This is a genomic window from Streptomyces sp. NPDC043878, assembly GCF_056435735.1.
Map to the genome: position 1 here is coordinate 296,650 of NZ_JBWKDW010000002.1, position 13,765 is coordinate 310,414.

14 protein-coding genes are annotated in these 13,765 nt (G+C 72.3%); 7 read left to right on the forward strand and 7 right to left on the reverse strand.

Going from position 1 to position 13,765, the window contains the following annotated elements; translation table 11 throughout:
• Window positions 1–117: 117 nt before the first annotated feature.
• Both AC07AZ_RS05065 and AC07AZ_RS05070 read left to right on the forward strand, forming a co-directional pair.
• Window positions 118–1,005: a J domain-containing protein gene (locus AC07AZ_RS05065; protein ID WP_478843904.1), complete on the forward strand. Its 888-nt coding sequence runs from the start codon at window positions 118–120 to the stop codon at window positions 1,003–1,005.
• A 93-nt stretch (window positions 1,006–1,098) separates the two neighbouring features.
• Window positions 1,099–1,428 carry a rhodanese-like domain-containing protein gene (locus AC07AZ_RS05070; protein WP_478844177.1) on the forward strand — a complete coding sequence of 110 codons (330 nt, stop codon included), beginning with the start codon at window positions 1,099–1,101 and terminating at the stop codon, window positions 1,426–1,428.
• Between the two features lie 215 nt (window positions 1,429–1,643).
• On the opposite strand, the gene AC07AZ_RS05075 is transcribed toward AC07AZ_RS05070, so the two are convergent.
• The 6 genes from AC07AZ_RS05075 to paaA form a co-directional block, all read right to left on the reverse strand.
• A complete protein-coding gene (locus tag AC07AZ_RS05075; RefSeq protein ID WP_478843906.1) occupies window positions 1,644–2,846 on the reverse strand; it encodes an acyl-CoA dehydrogenase family protein in 1,203 nt (400 codons plus the stop codon).
• A gap of 214 nt (window positions 2,847–3,060) precedes the next feature.
• Entirely contained in the window at window positions 3,061–4,125 is a 1,065-nt protein-coding gene (locus AC07AZ_RS05080) for a 2Fe-2S iron-sulfur cluster-binding protein (protein ID WP_478843908.1), read from the reverse strand.
• Complete coding sequence (gene paaD / locus AC07AZ_RS05085; RefSeq protein WP_478843910.1) at window positions 4,125–4,655, reverse strand: 1,2-phenylacetyl-CoA epoxidase subunit PaaD; 531 nt, start codon at window positions 4,653–4,655, stop codon at window positions 4,125–4,127. The genes AC07AZ_RS05080 and paaD overlap by 1 nt, the downstream gene beginning before the upstream one ends.
• Complete coding sequence (gene paaC, locus AC07AZ_RS05090) at window positions 4,649–5,377, reverse strand: 1,2-phenylacetyl-CoA epoxidase subunit PaaC (protein WP_478843912.1); 729 nt, start codon at window positions 5,375–5,377, stop codon at window positions 4,649–4,651. The genes paaD and paaC overlap by 7 nt, the downstream gene beginning before the upstream one ends.
• The gene (gene paaB, locus AC07AZ_RS05095; RefSeq protein WP_478843914.1) at window positions 5,374–5,661 is read right to left on the reverse strand and encodes a 1,2-phenylacetyl-CoA epoxidase subunit PaaB; all 288 of its coding nucleotides are present in this window, start codon (window positions 5,659–5,661) and stop codon (window positions 5,374–5,376) included. Before paaB ends, paaC begins: the two co-directional genes overlap by 4 nt.
• Window positions 5,658–6,683, reverse strand: a complete 1,026-nt coding sequence (gene paaA / locus AC07AZ_RS05100; protein WP_478843916.1) for a 1,2-phenylacetyl-CoA epoxidase subunit PaaA — start codon at window positions 6,681–6,683, stop codon at window positions 5,658–5,660. Before paaA ends, paaB begins: the two co-directional genes overlap by 4 nt.
• A 301-nt stretch (window positions 6,684–6,984) precedes the next feature.
• Here paaA and AC07AZ_RS05105 point away from each other — a divergent pair, with 301 nt between their 5' ends.
• From AC07AZ_RS05105 to AC07AZ_RS05115, 3 genes are read left to right on the forward strand one after another with little or no spacing between them, the layout of a single operon-like run.
• Entirely contained in the window at window positions 6,985–7,818 is an 834-nt protein-coding gene (locus AC07AZ_RS05105) for a DUF5819 family protein (RefSeq protein WP_478843918.1), read from the forward strand.
• Window positions 7,815–9,032 (forward strand): HTTM domain-containing protein, encoded by a 1,218-nt coding sequence (locus AC07AZ_RS05110; protein WP_478843920.1) that lies wholly within the window; start codon window positions 7,815–7,817, stop codon window positions 9,030–9,032. Before AC07AZ_RS05105 ends, AC07AZ_RS05110 begins: the two co-directional genes overlap by 4 nt.
• Entirely contained in the window at window positions 9,029–9,805 is a 777-nt protein-coding gene (locus tag AC07AZ_RS05115) for a TrmH family RNA methyltransferase (RefSeq protein WP_478843922.1), read from the forward strand. Before AC07AZ_RS05110 ends, AC07AZ_RS05115 begins: the two co-directional genes overlap by 4 nt.
• A 15-nt stretch (window positions 9,806–9,820) precedes the next feature.
• Here the strand turns inward: AC07AZ_RS05115 and paaN are convergent, their stop codons facing one another.
• Entirely contained in the window at window positions 9,821–11,512 is a 1,692-nt protein-coding gene (paaN, locus tag AC07AZ_RS05120; RefSeq protein ID WP_478843925.1) for a phenylacetic acid degradation protein PaaN, read from the reverse strand.
• Between the two features lie 148 nt (window positions 11,513–11,660).
• On the opposite strand from paaN, the gene AC07AZ_RS05125 reads away from it, so the two are divergent.
• Window positions 11,661–13,178, forward strand: a complete 1,518-nt coding sequence (locus tag AC07AZ_RS05125) for a 3-hydroxyacyl-CoA dehydrogenase (RefSeq protein ID WP_478843927.1) — start codon at window positions 11,661–11,663, stop codon at window positions 13,176–13,178.
• Window positions 13,175–13,765: a TetR/AcrR family transcriptional regulator gene (locus AC07AZ_RS05130; RefSeq protein ID WP_478843929.1), complete on the forward strand. Its 591-nt coding sequence runs from the start codon at window positions 13,175–13,177 to the stop codon at window positions 13,763–13,765. The genes AC07AZ_RS05125 and AC07AZ_RS05130 overlap by 4 nt, the downstream gene beginning before the upstream one ends.

Here is a 13,765-nt window from a genome sequence, read left to right on the forward strand (position 1 = left end):
GGTGCGTGAGCCGTCCGCCCGTGGTGGAAGCGACGGTCGGCCGGGCCGGGCGTGGCCTACGCTGGTCGGGTGACGAGCCCGGAGACTGAGCAGGACGGTGCCGCCGGTGGAACGCCGGTGACACCGCAGGATGGCGCTCCCCGCCCCGAGGAGCGGCTGGAGCGCGCCGTGCGGGCCGCCGAGCAGGCGCTGATCGAGTACGAGATCGCGGTGGAGACGTTCCGCATCGAGGTCGAGAACTTCTCCCGCCTGCACCACCAGCGGCTCGGCCCGATGTACTCCCGCCTCGACGAGCTGGACGCGCAGATCGCCGAGGCCCGGGCCGCCCGCACCGGTGACCCCGAGGACCTGCGCAAGGCGGACGAGGCGCGCGCCCGCGTGATGCCCATGCCCGGCGTCGAGGAACTGTTCAACGGCTGGATGGACGGGGACGGCCTCTTCCCGGAGGCCGCCGCGATGCTCACGGACCAGCCGGTCCGGCCCCCGCAGCGGGTGCGTCCCAGCGACGAGGCCCGCAAGCTCTACCGCGAGCTGGCGCGCAAGGCCCACCCCGACCTGGCGCAGGACCGGTCCGAGCAGGCCAGGCGCGAGGAGTTCATCACCCGGGTCAACGCCGCCTATGCCCGCGGCGACGAGGCACTGCTGAGGGAACTGGCCGAGGAGTGGGCGGCGGGTCCCGTGCCCAAGGAGCCGCCCCCGACCCCCGCCGAGGAGCTCTACGCCCGCCTCGAGTGGCTCGCCCAGCGCAAGGAACTCCTCGCCCATGTCGCGCGGGAGCTGGAGGAGAGCGCGATCGGCGGGATGCTGCGCCTGGCGCCGGACGACCCCGACCGGCTGCTGGAGGAGATCGCCGAGCAGCTCCTCGCCCAGGTCTCCGAACGTGAGGCGGAACTCGCCTCGATGCGCGACAGCGAACTGCACGGGCAGCGCGACAGCGAACTGCACGGGCAGCACGGACCGGACGAACCGAGCGGGCAGGGCGAACACGGCGAACAGGGCAAGTAGCGCGGGCCGGCGGGGGTGCCGTCGTCCTTCGGGTGGCCGGGTCGGGGCGCGGGTGGGTCCGGTAGCGTCGGGGGCATGCATTTCGGAGCTGGTGTGCCCACGGTCGAGGTCACGGACCTCAAGGACGGCGACTTCCTGCTGGACGTCCGCGAGGACGACGAGTGGCGGGCCGGTCACGCCGAAGGGGCACTGCACATTCCCATCAGTGAGTTCGTCGCCCGGTACGGCGAGCTGACCGAGGCCGCCCCGCAGGACGGCACGATCAACGTGATCTGCCGGTCCGGCGGCCGCTCGGCCCAGGTCACGACGTACCTCGTCCAGCAGGGCCTGGACGCCGTGAACGTCGACGGCGGCATGCAGGTGTGGGCAGCCGCCGGGCGTCCCGTGGTCACCGACGAGGGACAGCCGGGGTTCGTCCTCTAGGTCGTCCGGGGTCTTTTGAGGCCGACGCCGCCAAGGCATCCGGTCCTCCGGTCCTCCGGGAACTCGGTGACCCGGCTGATCTTGCGGGCGGCGTCGGAGCGGCTTCGCGGCTCGGAAGGCGGCCTCGGAAGGCTCGCGCAGCGGCCTCGGAAGAACGGCCTCGCGGAGGTGGCCTCGGAAGGCGGCCTCGCGGAGGCGGCCTCGTGGACGAGCGCTCAGGCCGGTGCATGGGCCGCCAGCAGGTCGCCCAGGGCTTCCTCGTGCGCGGACGCCGGACCGAGCGACAGCTCAAGGTGCTTGGCCCAGGCGTGGTACCGGTGCAGGGAGTAGTCCACGTCGGCGCCGAAGCCGCCGTGCAGGTGCTGAGCGGTCTGCACGATCCGCCGTACCCCCTCCGACGCCCAGATCTTGGCGACCGCGACGTCCTCCGAGGCGGGCAGCGCCCCCTGCGCCCCCGAACCGATGCGCCACGCGGCCTGCCACAGCGTGGCCTCCATCGCGCGCAGATCGATGTATCGGTCGGCGGCCTGTACGGCGACCGCCTGGAAAGTGGCCACCGGATGCCCGAACTGTTCGCGCTTGCTGGTGTAGTCGCCGGTCATCCGCAGCACCCGCCGGCCGAGGCCGAGCGCCAGCGCACAGGTTCCGGTGGTCAGAAGTTCGCGCAGCCACTCCCAGGCGCCCTCGGCGTCGATGACGTCCCGCGCCGCGATCCGCGCCGACTCCAGGCGCAGTTCACCGAGCCGTTCGCCGGTGGTGGAGATCTGCTCGGCGAGCGCGACCCCCTCGTGGACACGGGGCACCAGGGCGAGCACCGTGCGGTCGTCGGCCGTGTGGGCGGGCACGAGAACGAAGTCGGCGTTGTACGCCCACGGCACCGCCGTCTGCACCCCGTCGAGGATCCATCCGGTGCCCTCGCCGTCCCGGGCGCCGCCGCCGTTCTCCCGTCCCTGCCCCGTGGTGATCGCGTCCCGTGCGTCGCCGTCCCGCCGGGCGGTCACGGCGAGTTCGGCCGGGTCGTGACCGGTCCGGCCGCTCGCGGCGACGGTCAGCACGACCTCTCCGCGGCCCGCCCGCGCCAGCAGAGCGGACTTCAACTCCGGTCCTCCGTAGGTCTGGACGGCCGCTGCGGCGGCGCTGCTCTCCAGCAGCGGCACCCGCGCCAACACCTTCGCCGACTCGCTCAGCACCAGGCACAGCGCGACGGCGTCCAGCCCCGCCCCGCCGTACTCGGCGTCCAGCAGAAGGCTCAGCAGGTCCGCCTCGGCGAGCCTGGCCCACAGGGCACGGTCGAAGTCGTCGGCGACGGCCCCCGGGGTGAGGGCGGGGCTGGGGACCCCGTCCGGTGCCACACCGGTGAACACCCCCCGGGCCGCCTCGGCCGCCGCCTGCTGCTCCTCGCTGAAGGTGAAGTCCACGATCCCTGCCCTCCCACGCGCACACCGGCCGCCGGCCGGACCGGCGCGATCCCGGCCCGACCCGCTGGTCTGACGGTGCGTCAAGATAGAACAGGTTCTACAAGAAGGGAACGGGACGGAGCAGACGGGCGGGGCTCGCGGGCGGCGGGGCGATGGCCGTCGTGGCGGCCGGGCCGGTCGTGGTGGCGGCCGGGCCGGTCGTGGTGGTAGGTCCTCAGCGGTCGAAGTCCAGTTCCACCTTCTCCGTCACCGGATGCGACTGGCACGCCAGTACGTACCCCGCCTCCGTCTCCTCCGTCTCCAGGGCGAAGTTGCGGTCCATGCGTACCTCGCCGGTGACCAGGAAGGCCCGACAGGTACCGCACACCCCGCCCTTGCAGGCGTAAGGCGCGTCGGGCCGGTTGCGCAGCACTGTCTCCAGGAGGGATTCGCCGGCCTGGACGGGCCAGCTCCCGCCGCGTCCGTCGAGCCGGGCCGTCACCGTGCTGTGCGCGGGGGCCGGGCGGACCGGTGCGGTGGTGGTGCCCGCGTCGACGTGGAAGATCTCCTCGTGGACGCGCGAGCGCGCCACCCCCAGTCCGCGCAGCGCCTGTTCGGCCCCCTGTACGAGTCCGTAGGGCCCGCACAGGAACCATCCCGCCACCCGCTCGACCGGCAGCAGCGCCGGCAGCAGCGCGGTCAGCCGCTCGCGGTCCAGGCGCCCGGACGGGAGCCCCGCCTGCTGCTCCTCGCGGGAGAGCATGGTCACCACCTGGAGCCGCTGCGGGTAGCGGTCCTTGAGGTCGGCGACCTCCTCCAGGAACATCGTCGAGGCGGACGTCCGGTCGGCGCGTATCAGACAGAACCGGGCCGCCGGCTCGCGCGCCAGCAAGGTCGAGACGATCGACAGCACCGGGGTGATGCCGCTGCCGCCCACCACCGCGGCGTACAGGCCGGGCGACGGCTCCAGTGTGAAGCGGCCGGCCGGGGTCATCACCTCCAGCTCGTCGCCGACGTTGATCTCCTTGAAGGCGTACGTCGAGAAGGTGCCGCCCTCGACCAGCCGCACCCCGACGCGCAGGGTGCGCGGTCCTTCTCCGTCCGGGGCCGGCGCCTGCGAGCAGATCGAGTACGTGCGCCGGGTCTCGGTGCCGTCGGCAGTGCGCCGCAGGGTCAGGTGCTGGCCGGGTGCGTGCCGGAACTCCTCGCGCAGGGCCGGCGGCACCGTGAGGGTGACGGCGACGGAGTCCTCGGTGAGGCGGTCGACCGCGGCCACCGGGAGCGCGTGGAAGCGGGCCATCACAACTCCTTGAAGTGGTCGAACGGTTCACGGCACGACAGGCACCGCCGCAGCGCCTTGCAGGCCGTGGAGGAGAAACGGCTGAGCAGCTCGGTGTCGGCCGATCCGCAGTGCGGGCAGCGGATCGGGTCCGGTTCGGCGCCGGCGGTCATGCGGGTCGGTCCCAGCCGGAGGACGACCGGTTCGGACGGCAGGTGCCTGCGCGGCGGGGCGATGCCGAACTCGCGCAGTTTGCGCAGCCCTTCGGGCGAGATGTCGTCGGTCGACCAGGCGGGTGTGAGCACCGTGCGGACGGTGACCTCGCGCATTCCGTGGTCGTGCAGGACCCGCTCGATGTCCAGTGACATGGCCTCCACGGCCGGGCAGCCGGTGTATGTCGGGGTCAGCTCGACCTCGACGGAGTCCGCGCCCCGGACGTGCACCGCGCGCACCACGCCCAGCTCGTGCAGGGTGAGTACCGGCAGTTCGGGATCGGGCACCGAACCGGCGACCTCCAGGAGTTCCGCCTCCAGCGGGGTGAGCGTCACCATGACGCCCCCGGGTGGCTGCGGTGCAGGTGCTGCATCTCGGCGAGCATCCGCCCGAAGGACTCGGTGTGCAGGCCCTCGCGGCCGGCGCCCGCGGCCCACGCCCCCGACCGCGGCCCCTCGGGGACGGTCAGCGTGGCGCGCCGCAGCACGTCCCCGACGGAGATGAGCCAGGCGGCCTCCAGCCGCTGTCCGTCGACGCCCAGACCCTCGACCGGCCGGAACAGCTCGCCGGTGAACCGCCACAGTGCCGTGCAGGCCCGCCGCATCCGCTCGTGGCTGACCTCCGTGCCGTCGCCGAGCCGCAGGGTCCACTGCTCGGCGTGGTCGCGGTGGTAGGCGACCTCCTTGACGGCCTTCGCGGCGAGCGGCGCGAACGGGCCGTCCGACGCGGCCAGTTCGGCGTACAGGAGGTGCTGGTAGGTGGAGAAGTAGAGCTGGCGGGCGATCGTGTGGGCGAAGTCGCCGTTCGGCTGCTCGACGAGCTGGAGGTTGCGGAAGGCGCGTTCCTCACGCAGGTACGCCAGTTCGTCCTCGTCGCCGGCCATCGACAGCAGGAGCCGGGCCTGGCCCAGCAGGTCCAGCGCGATGTTGGCGAGGGCGACCTCCTCCTCGAGGACGGGTGCGTGGCCCGCCCACTCTCCCAGGCGGTGCGACAGCACCAGTGCGTCGTCGCCGAGGGCGAGGGCGGCCGCGGTGGGGACGGCGGGAACCGTGGTGGTCACAGGTGCTTCACCCCTTCCGGGATCTCGTAGAACGTGGGGTGCCGGTAGGGCTTGTCGGCGGAGGGCTCGAAGAACGGGTCCTTCTCGTCCGGGGAGGACGCCGTGACCGCCGACGACGGGACGACCCAGATCGACACGCCCTCGCCGCGCCGGGCGTACAGGTCACGGGCGTTGCGCAGGGCGAACTCCGCGTCCGGCGCGTGCAGGCTGCCGGCGTGGGTGTGGGAGAGGCCGCGGCGCGAGCGCACGAAGACCTCCCACAGGGGCCAGTCGGTGTTCGTCATGCTCGCGTCGCTCCTGTCTCGCCGGTGTGCTTGGCCGCGTAGGACACGGCCGCCTCGCGCACCCAGGCGCCCTCTTCGTGGGCCTGCCTGCGCTGGTTGATCCGCTGGTCGTTGCACGGGCCGTTGCCCTTGAGGACCTCCCAGAACTCCGTCCAGTCGATCGGACCGAAGTCGTGGTGTCCGCGCTCCTCGTTCCACTTCAGGTCCGGGTCCGGCAGGGTGAGGCCCAGGGACTCGGCCTGGGGGACACAGATGTCGACGAAGCGCTGCCGCAACTCGTCGTTGGAGTGCCGCTTGATCTTCCAGGCCATCGACTGCGCGGAGTGCCCGGACTCCTCGTCGGGCGGGCCGAACATCATCAGCGACGGCCACCACCAGCGGTCGACCGCGTCCTGCGCCATGGCGTGCTGCTCGGCGGTGCCGCGGCTGAGGGCCAGCAGCAGTTCGTAGCCCTGGCGCTGGTGGAAGGACTCCTCCTTGCAGATACGGACCATCGCGCGGGCGTAGGGGCCGTAGGAGCAGCGGCACAGGGGGACCTGGTTGGTGATCGCGGCGCCGTCCACCAGCCAGCCGATGGCACCGACGTCCGCCCAGGTCAGCGTCGGGTAGTTGAAGATCGAGGAGTACTTCTGGCGGCCGGTGTGGAGCTTGTCGAGGAGTTCGTCCCGGCCGGTGCCGAGGGTCTCGGCCGCGCTGTACAGGTACAGGCCGTGGCCGGCCTCGTCCTGGACCTTGGCCATGAGGATCGCCTTGCGGCGCAGCGAGGGCGCGCGGGTGATCCAGTTGGCCTCCGGCTGCATGCCGATGATCTCGGAGTGGGCGTGCTGTGCCATCTGGCGGACCAGCGTCGCCCGGTAGGCGTCGGGCATCCAGTCGCGCGGCTCGATGCGCTCGTCGGCGGCCACGGCGGCGTCGAAGGCGCGTGCGTACGCGTCACTGTCGGGCGCGCCGCCCTCCGGGACGTACGCCTGTGGGTCGTCCGCCGGTGTGTGGGCCGTCTGGTGCGCGGCTGCTGTCGCCATGAGGTCCCCTCGACCTGGTCTCTGCCGGAATGCTCCCGACCGATCGTTCGGTTCGTGCGATTCCATGGTGTGACGGGCGCCGTAAGGTGTCAACCGTTGTGGATAACCTCCGGGCGGCGCCTGTGGACAACCGACTGGCGGCGGCGGGTGGCGGCGGTCACGGTGAGGCGGTCGCGGCGGGGGCTGTGCCCGGCGGGCGCGCCTGAGTACCGTTCCGTGCGAGCACCGTGGGTGCGGTGTGAGCGGTGGTGCGGCGCGGCAAGGCGGCCGTGGGCGGACCGGGATCGGGGAACGGGGCGGAATGGACGCGTACGACGGAGGCTCGAACGCCCCCCGCGAGCCGAGAGCACCCGCTGAACCGACGGCGCCGGCTGAACGGCCGGCACAGGCCGAACCGACGGCACCCGCCGAACCGACGGCACCGGACCCGCACAACGGGCCCCCGCACGACGCACCCCCGCATCACCCGCCCCCCCACGACGGGCCGCGCACCAGCGTCGCCGCTCTGTCCCTCCGCTACCAGATCGCCGTGGCGCTGACCCTCGCGGTCGTCGCGATCGCTGTCTGTGTCCACGTCGGCATGGTCTTCCTGCACGTCGCCCCGTCGAACACGCTGACGAAGCAGCACGGCAAGGTCGTCTACGACTGGATCAATCCCGAGTTCGAGCAGAACTGGATGCTGTTCGCCCCCAATCCGCTCCAGCAGAACATCGCGGTGCAGGTCCGCGCCCAGGTCGGCACCGCGGACGGCGGGACGCGGACGACCCGCTGGTACGACCTGTCCGCCCAGGACGGCCGGGCCGTCGACGGCAACCTGCTGCCGAGCCACACGGAGCAGAACGAGCTGCGCCGGGCCTGGGACTTCTTCGTCTCCACGCACGACGGCCGGAACCGGGCCACGAACGTGCGCGGCTCCCTGTCGGAGACGTATCTGCGCCGCATCCTGGTGCTGCGTCTGGACCGCTCGGGCGCGGCCGGGCCGGACGGAGTCATCGAGCGGGTGCAGGCTCGCTCCCGCACCACCAACGTGCGCCCGCCGAAGTGGAGCAAGGAGCAGGTCCCGGACAACCCGGTGTACCGCGAGCTGTCCTGGTGGTCCGTCCCGGACGGCGAAGCAGCGGGAGGCGTGCGGTGAACCGGTTCGCTCTGTCGGTCTCCCGCGGCATCGCCCGCGCCACCGAGTCCGCCCTCGGCCCCTACCAGACGGCCGTGGTCCGTATCGGCTTCAGCGCCACCTGGCTGCTGTTCCTGCTGCGCGAATACCCCCACCGCCAGGAGCTGTACGGCCCCGACGGACCGTGGAGCTGGGGCCTCGCCCAGCAGCTGATCGCGAACAACGGCGCCTTCACGGCACTGATCTGGTCGGATTCCCCGGTGTGGTTCGAGCTGGTCTACGCGCTCGCCGTGCTGTCGGGCGTCCTGCTGCTGCTGGGCTGGCGCACGCGCGCGCTGTCCGTGCTCTTCATGGTCGGCGTGTTGTCGCTGCAGAACCGCAGCGTCTTCATGGGGGACGGCGGCGACAACGTCCTGCACCTGATGTGCATCTACCTCGTGTTCACGCGTTGCGCCCAGGTCTGGTCGCTGGACGCACGGCGGGTCCGGCGGACGCGGGAGGCACGCGGGCGCGGGGAGTGGGTCGTGGACCGGACGGGTCCGGCCCTGTGGGGGGTACTCGGCGCGACGCTGGTCACGGTGACCAGCGCCGGGTGGCTCTTCGACGGCGACCTGTTCGTGCCGCTGCTGCTGTGGACCGTGTGGCTCGCGTCCGCCGTGTGGTGGGTGGTCGGGCACCGCGCGAGGACCGCCCAGCCGAGGATCCTGCTCGACGTCGTCGCCAACGTCGTGCACAACGGCGCCCTGCTCGTGATCATGGCCGAGGCGTGTCTGATCTACGCGACGGCAGGCTGGTACAAGATCCAGGGATCGCGCTGGCAGGACGGCACGGCCGTCTACTACCCCCTGCACCTCGACTCCTTCTCCCCCTGGCCCGCCCTCGCCGACCTGTTGTCGTCCAGCGGCACGATGGTGATGCTGGTGACCTACGGGACCGTCCTCGTGCAGGTCGCCTTCCCGTTCACGCTGTTCAACCGGCGGGTGAAGAACGTCCTGCTGGCAGCCATGATCATGGAGCACTCCGTGATCGCCGTGGTGCTCGGGCTGCCGTTCTTCTCGCTGGCGATGATCGCCGCAGACGCCGTGTTCCTCCCGACGTCCGTGCTGCGCCGGCTGGGCGAGTGGGCGGCACGCGCGCGTGCGCGGACGGCGACGCGGCGACGCCGTACGGCACTGCCCGGGCCGCGCAGCGCGCCCGAGGGCGCCGAGGAGTCGCACGTAGGCTTCACGACATGACCGAACCGGCCCCCGACCCCGTCCTCGCTTCCGTCAGTCTCTGGCACCGGCTCGCCGGCTCCTGCGTGCTGCTCGACGGCTTCCACGCCCTCAAGCACGCGGCGCGTTTCGGGGCCGAGATCCCGGTGGCGGTCACCGGCGACCGGGCGGCCGCGCTGGCCCTCGCCGACGAACTGGCCCCGGACGTACGGGAGACGCTGGCCGGGCTGCTGACCGAGGTGCCCGAGGCGACGTACATCTCCCTGGTGCCGCGACCGCACCCGACCGCGGTGGCAGCCCTGGCCGTACGTCCCGCGCGCGAGGCCAACCTGGAGCGGCTCGCGCGCGTGCCCCGCCGGGCGCCCGTCGTGGTCCTCGACCAGCCGCGCAACCTGGGCAACGCGGGAGCCGTGATCCGGCTGGCGGCCGGCTTCGGGGCGACCGGCGTGGTCACCACCGGAACCCTCGACCCCTGGCATCCCACGGTGGTGCGCGGCGGCGCCGGGCTGCACTACGCGACCGCCGTGGAACGGCTCACCGTCAACGAAGTGCCGCCCGGGCCGGTGTTCGCCCTCGACCCGGAAGGCCAGGACATCCGCGGGATGAAACTGCCGGACGACGCGGTGCTGGCCTTCGGCTCGGAGCGCGGCGGGCTCTCCGCCGCGCTGCGCGCGCGGGCCGACCACCTGGTGTCGCTGCCGATGCGTCCCCAGGTCTCCAGCTACAACCTCGCGACCAGTGTGGCCATGACGCTGTACCACTGGAGCGCCACCGGGGGCGCCCCCACGGCTTGAGCCGGGAGACGGACCCTAGTTCTCCCGGCGCACCTCGACCACGCGGAAGCGGTTGGCCACGAACGCGCCGTCGCACAGGGCCGCGTTGGCCGCCGGGTTGCCGCCCGAGCCGTGGAAGTCGGAGAACGCGGCCGTCTGGTTGACGTAGACCCCGCCGGTGAGGTTCAGCGAGAGCTGGGCGGCCTCCTCCAGGCAGACCTCGCGCACCTCGGCCTCGACCTCCTCGTCGGTGGTGTACGCGCCGACCGTCATCGCGCCCTTCTCGCGGACGGTCCGCCGCAGCAGTCCGACCGCGTCCGCCGCCGAGTCGACGGCGACGGCGAAGGAGACCGGCCCGAAGCACTCGCTCATGTAGGCGGCCTCGTCGTCCGGCTTGGCGCCGTCGAGCTTGACGATCACGGGCGAGCGCACGACCGCGCCCGGGAACTCGGGGTTGGCGATCTCCCGTGAGGCGAGGGCGACCTCGCCGAGGCCGGCCGCGGCCTCAAGACGGGCCTTCACGTCCGGGTTGACGATGGCGCCGAGCAGGGCGTTCGCGCGCGCGTCGTCGCCGAGGAGGCCGTCGACCGCGCGGGCGAGGTCGGCCACGACCTCGTCGTACGACTTGGGGCCCTCGTCGGTGCGGATGCCGTCCCGGGGGATGAGCAGGTTCTGCGGGGTGGTGCACATCTGGCCGCTGTACAGCGAGAGCGAGAAGGCGAGGTTGGACAGCATGCCCTTGTAGTCGCCGGCCGAGTGCACGAGGACCGAGTTGACGCCGGCCTTCTCCGTGTAGACCTGCGCCTGACGGGCGTTGGCCTCCAGCCAGTCGCCGAACGCGGTCGAGCCGGTGTAGTCGATGATCTTGATCTCGGGGCGGGTGGCCAGCGTCTTGGCGATGCCCTCGCCGGGCCGTTCGGTGGCCAGGGCCACCAGGTTGGGGTCGAAGCCGGTCTCGGCGAGCACCTCGCGCGCGACCCGCACGGTCAGCGCGAGCGGCAGCACCGCGCGCGGGTGGGGCTTCACCAGGACGGCGTTGCCGGTCGCCAGGGACGCGAACAGTCCCGGGTAGCCGTTCCACGTCGGGAAGGTGTTGCAGCCGATGAGCAGCGCGATGCCGCGCGGGACCGGCGTGAACTGCTTGGTGAGGGCGAGCGGGTCGCGCTTGCCCTGGGGCTTGGTCCACTCCGCGGTGTCGGGGGTGCGGACCTGCTCCACGTACGCGTAGGCAACCGCCTCCAGGCCGCGGTCCTGCGCGTGCGGGCCGCCCGCCTGGAACGCCATCATGAAGGCCTGGCCGCTGGTGTGCATGACCGCGTGCGCGAACTCGTGCGTCCGGTCGCTGATCCGCTTGAGGATCTCCAGACATACCATCGCGCGCGTCTCCGCGCCGGCGTCGCGCCAGGCGCGCTGCCCGGCCCTCATCGCGGGCAGCAGCACGTCGATGTCCGCGTGCGGGTAGCTCACGCCCAGTTCGAGGCCGTACGGGGAGATCTCGCCGCCCGTCCAGTCGTCGGTGCCGGGCTGGTCCAGGTCGAGGCGGGTGCCGAGGAGGGCGTCGAAGGCTGCCTTGCCCGCCGCCATGTCCAGGCTGCCGTTCTCGCCGTAGGCCTTGGGGTGCTCGGGGTGCGGGGACCAGTACGCGCGCGTGCGGATCGCTTCCAGCGCCTGGTCGAGGGTGGGCCGGTGCTGGGCGATCAGCTGGTGCGCGGTGAGTTCGGCGGCCATCAGGGACCAACTCCTCGTTTCAAGAACTCTTCCTTGAGCTCATGACCTGGGCGGGAACAGTCGGACAGGGTTAGAGTAACCGAACGATCGGTCGGGACAAGGGGGACCGCCGCATCTGTGGAAATCCCCGTGCGGGAGGATCGCGCACATGACAGGACTCGACCTCAGCAGCCCCGTGGCCGTCGTCGGCACCGGCACCATGGGTCAGGGCATCGCCCAGGTCGCGCTGGTCGCGGGCCATCGCGTACGGCTGTACGACGCCGTCCCCGGGCGTGCCCGGGAAGCGGCCGCGGCGATCGGCGCCCGTCTCGACCGGCTCGTCGAGAAGGAGCGGCTCGCCGCCTCCGCCCGGGACGCCGCTCGGGCCCGGCTGCTGCCCGCCGACCACATCGCCGACCTCGCGGACTGCGCGCTGGTCGTCGAAGCCGTCCTGGAGCGGCTGGACGTCAAGCAGGAGCTGTTCAGGGAGCTGGAAGGCGTCGTCGGCGAGGACTGCCTGCTCGCCACCAACACCTCCTCCCTGTCCGTGACGGCGATCGGCGGGGCGCTGCGCAACCCCGGCCGCTTCGTCGGCCTGCACTTCTTCAACCCCGCCCCGCTGCTGCCGCTCGTCGAGGTGGTCTCCGGGTTCGCCACCGACGTCACCTCGGCCACGCGCGCGTACGGGATGGCGCGCGCCTGGGGCAAGACCCCGGTCGCCTGCGCCGACACTCCCGGCTTCATCGTCAACCGCATCGCGCGCCCCTTCTACGCCGAGGCGTTCGCGGTGTACGAGGCCCAGGGCGCCGACCCGGCCACCATCGACGCGGTGCTGCGCGAGTCGGGCGGCTTCCGGATGGGCGCCTTCGAGCTGACCGACCTCATCGGCCAGGACGTCAACGAGTCCGTCACGCACTCCGTGTGGCGGTCCTTCTTCCAGGACGTCCGTTTCACGCCCTCGTTGGCCCAGCAGCGGCTCGTCGAGGCGGGCCGGCTGGGCCGCAAGACCGGACAGGGCTGGTACGACCACGGAGACGGCGCCGAGCGCTCCGAGCCGCACACCGCGGAGGACTCCCGGCCGCCCGCCTACGTGGTCGCCGAGGGCGATCTGGGCCCCGCCTCCGAACTCGTCACGCTGATCGGCGAGGCGGGCATCCCGGTGCGCACGGAGGACGAGGACCACGGGACGCGGCTGGTCCTGCCCAGCGGCGGGCAGCTGGCGCTCGCCGACGGCCAGACCTCCGTGGAGTTCCGCGACGTCGTCTACTTCGACCTGGCGCTCGACTACCGCAGGGCCACCCGTATCGCCCTGTCCGCCTCCCAGGACACCGCCCCGCAGACCCTCGCCGAGGCCATCGGCCTGTTCCAGGCCCTCGGCAAGAAGGTCAGCGTCATCGGGGACGTCCCCGGCATGATCGTCGCCCGCACGGTCGCCCGGATCATCGACCTCGCGCACGACGCCGTCGCCAAGGGCGTGGCGACCGAGGAGGATGTCGACACCGCGATGCGCCAGGGCGTGAACTACCCGCTCGGCCCCTTCGAGTGGAGCCGCAGACTCGGCAGGGAATGGGCCTACGACCTCCTGGACGACCTGCACCTGCGCGAGCCCTCGGGCCGCTACGCGCCGTCCCTCGCGCTCTACCGTCACCGGTACGCCAGCGACAAGCGGGAAGGCAGCAGCTCATGACCACCGCCAAGCGCGACACGTACACCCCGGAGACGCTTCTGTCCGTCGCCGTGCAGGTCTTCATCGAGCGCGGCTACGACGGCACCTCCATGGAGCACCTCTCCAAGGCGGCCGGCATCTCCAAGTCCTCGATCTACCACCACGTGGCGGGCAAGGAGGAGCTGCTGCGCCGCGCCGTCAGCCGGGCCCTGGACGGCCTCTTCGGGATCCTCGACGAGGAGCACGCGCGCGCGGGGCGTGCCGTGGAGCGCCTGGAGTACGTCGTGCGGCGCATGGTCGAGGTGCTGATGGCGGAACTGCCGTACGTGACGCTGCTGCTGCGGGTGCGCGGCAACACGGACACCGAACGGTGGGCGCTGGAGCGGCGCCGCGACTTCGACCACCGGGTCGCCGCGCTGCTGCGGGCGGCCGCCGCCGACGGGGAGGTGCGCGGTGACGTGGAGGTGCGGCTCGCCACCCGGCTCGTCTTCGGAATGATCAACTCGATCGTCGAGTGGTACCGGCCTGACGGCCGGGGCGCGGCCGAGCGCGAGGTGGCCGACGCGGTGGCGCGGCTGGTGTTCTCCGGGCTGCGCCGGCAGCCCTGA

Bases quoted from the DNA above. Each gene is read 5' to 3' on its own strand.
- AC07AZ_RS05080 (WP_478843908.1), bottom strand. From the start codon at position 4,125: ATGGCCCGCTTCCACGCGCTCCCGGTGGCCGCGGTCGACCGCCTCACC.
- paaD (WP_478843910.1), bottom strand. From the start codon at position 4,655: ATGGTGACGCTCACCCCGCTGGAGGCGGAACTCCTGGAGGTCGCCGGT.
- paaB (WP_478843914.1), bottom strand. From the start codon at position 5,661: ATGACGAACACCGACTGGCCCCTGTGGGAGGTCTTCGTGCGCTCGCGC.
- paaA (WP_478843916.1), bottom strand. From the start codon at position 6,683: ATGGCGACAGCAGCCGCGCACCAGACGGCCCACACACCGGCGGACGAC.
- AC07AZ_RS05105 (WP_478843918.1), top strand. From the start codon at position 6,985: ATGGACGCGTACGACGGAGGCTCGAACGCCCCCCGCGAGCCGAGAGCA.
- AC07AZ_RS05115 (WP_478843922.1), top strand. From the start codon at position 9,029: ATGACCGAACCGGCCCCCGACCCCGTCCTCGCTTCCGTCAGTCTCTGG.
- paaN (WP_478843925.1), bottom strand. From the start codon at position 11,512: ATGGCCGCCGAACTCACCGCGCACCAGCTGATCGCCCAGCACCGGCCC.
- AC07AZ_RS05125 (WP_478843927.1), top strand. From the start codon at position 11,661: ATGACAGGACTCGACCTCAGCAGCCCCGTGGCCGTCGTCGGCACCGGC.
- AC07AZ_RS05130 (WP_478843929.1), top strand. From the start codon at position 13,175: ATGACCACCGCCAAGCGCGACACGTACACCCCGGAGACGCTTCTGTCC.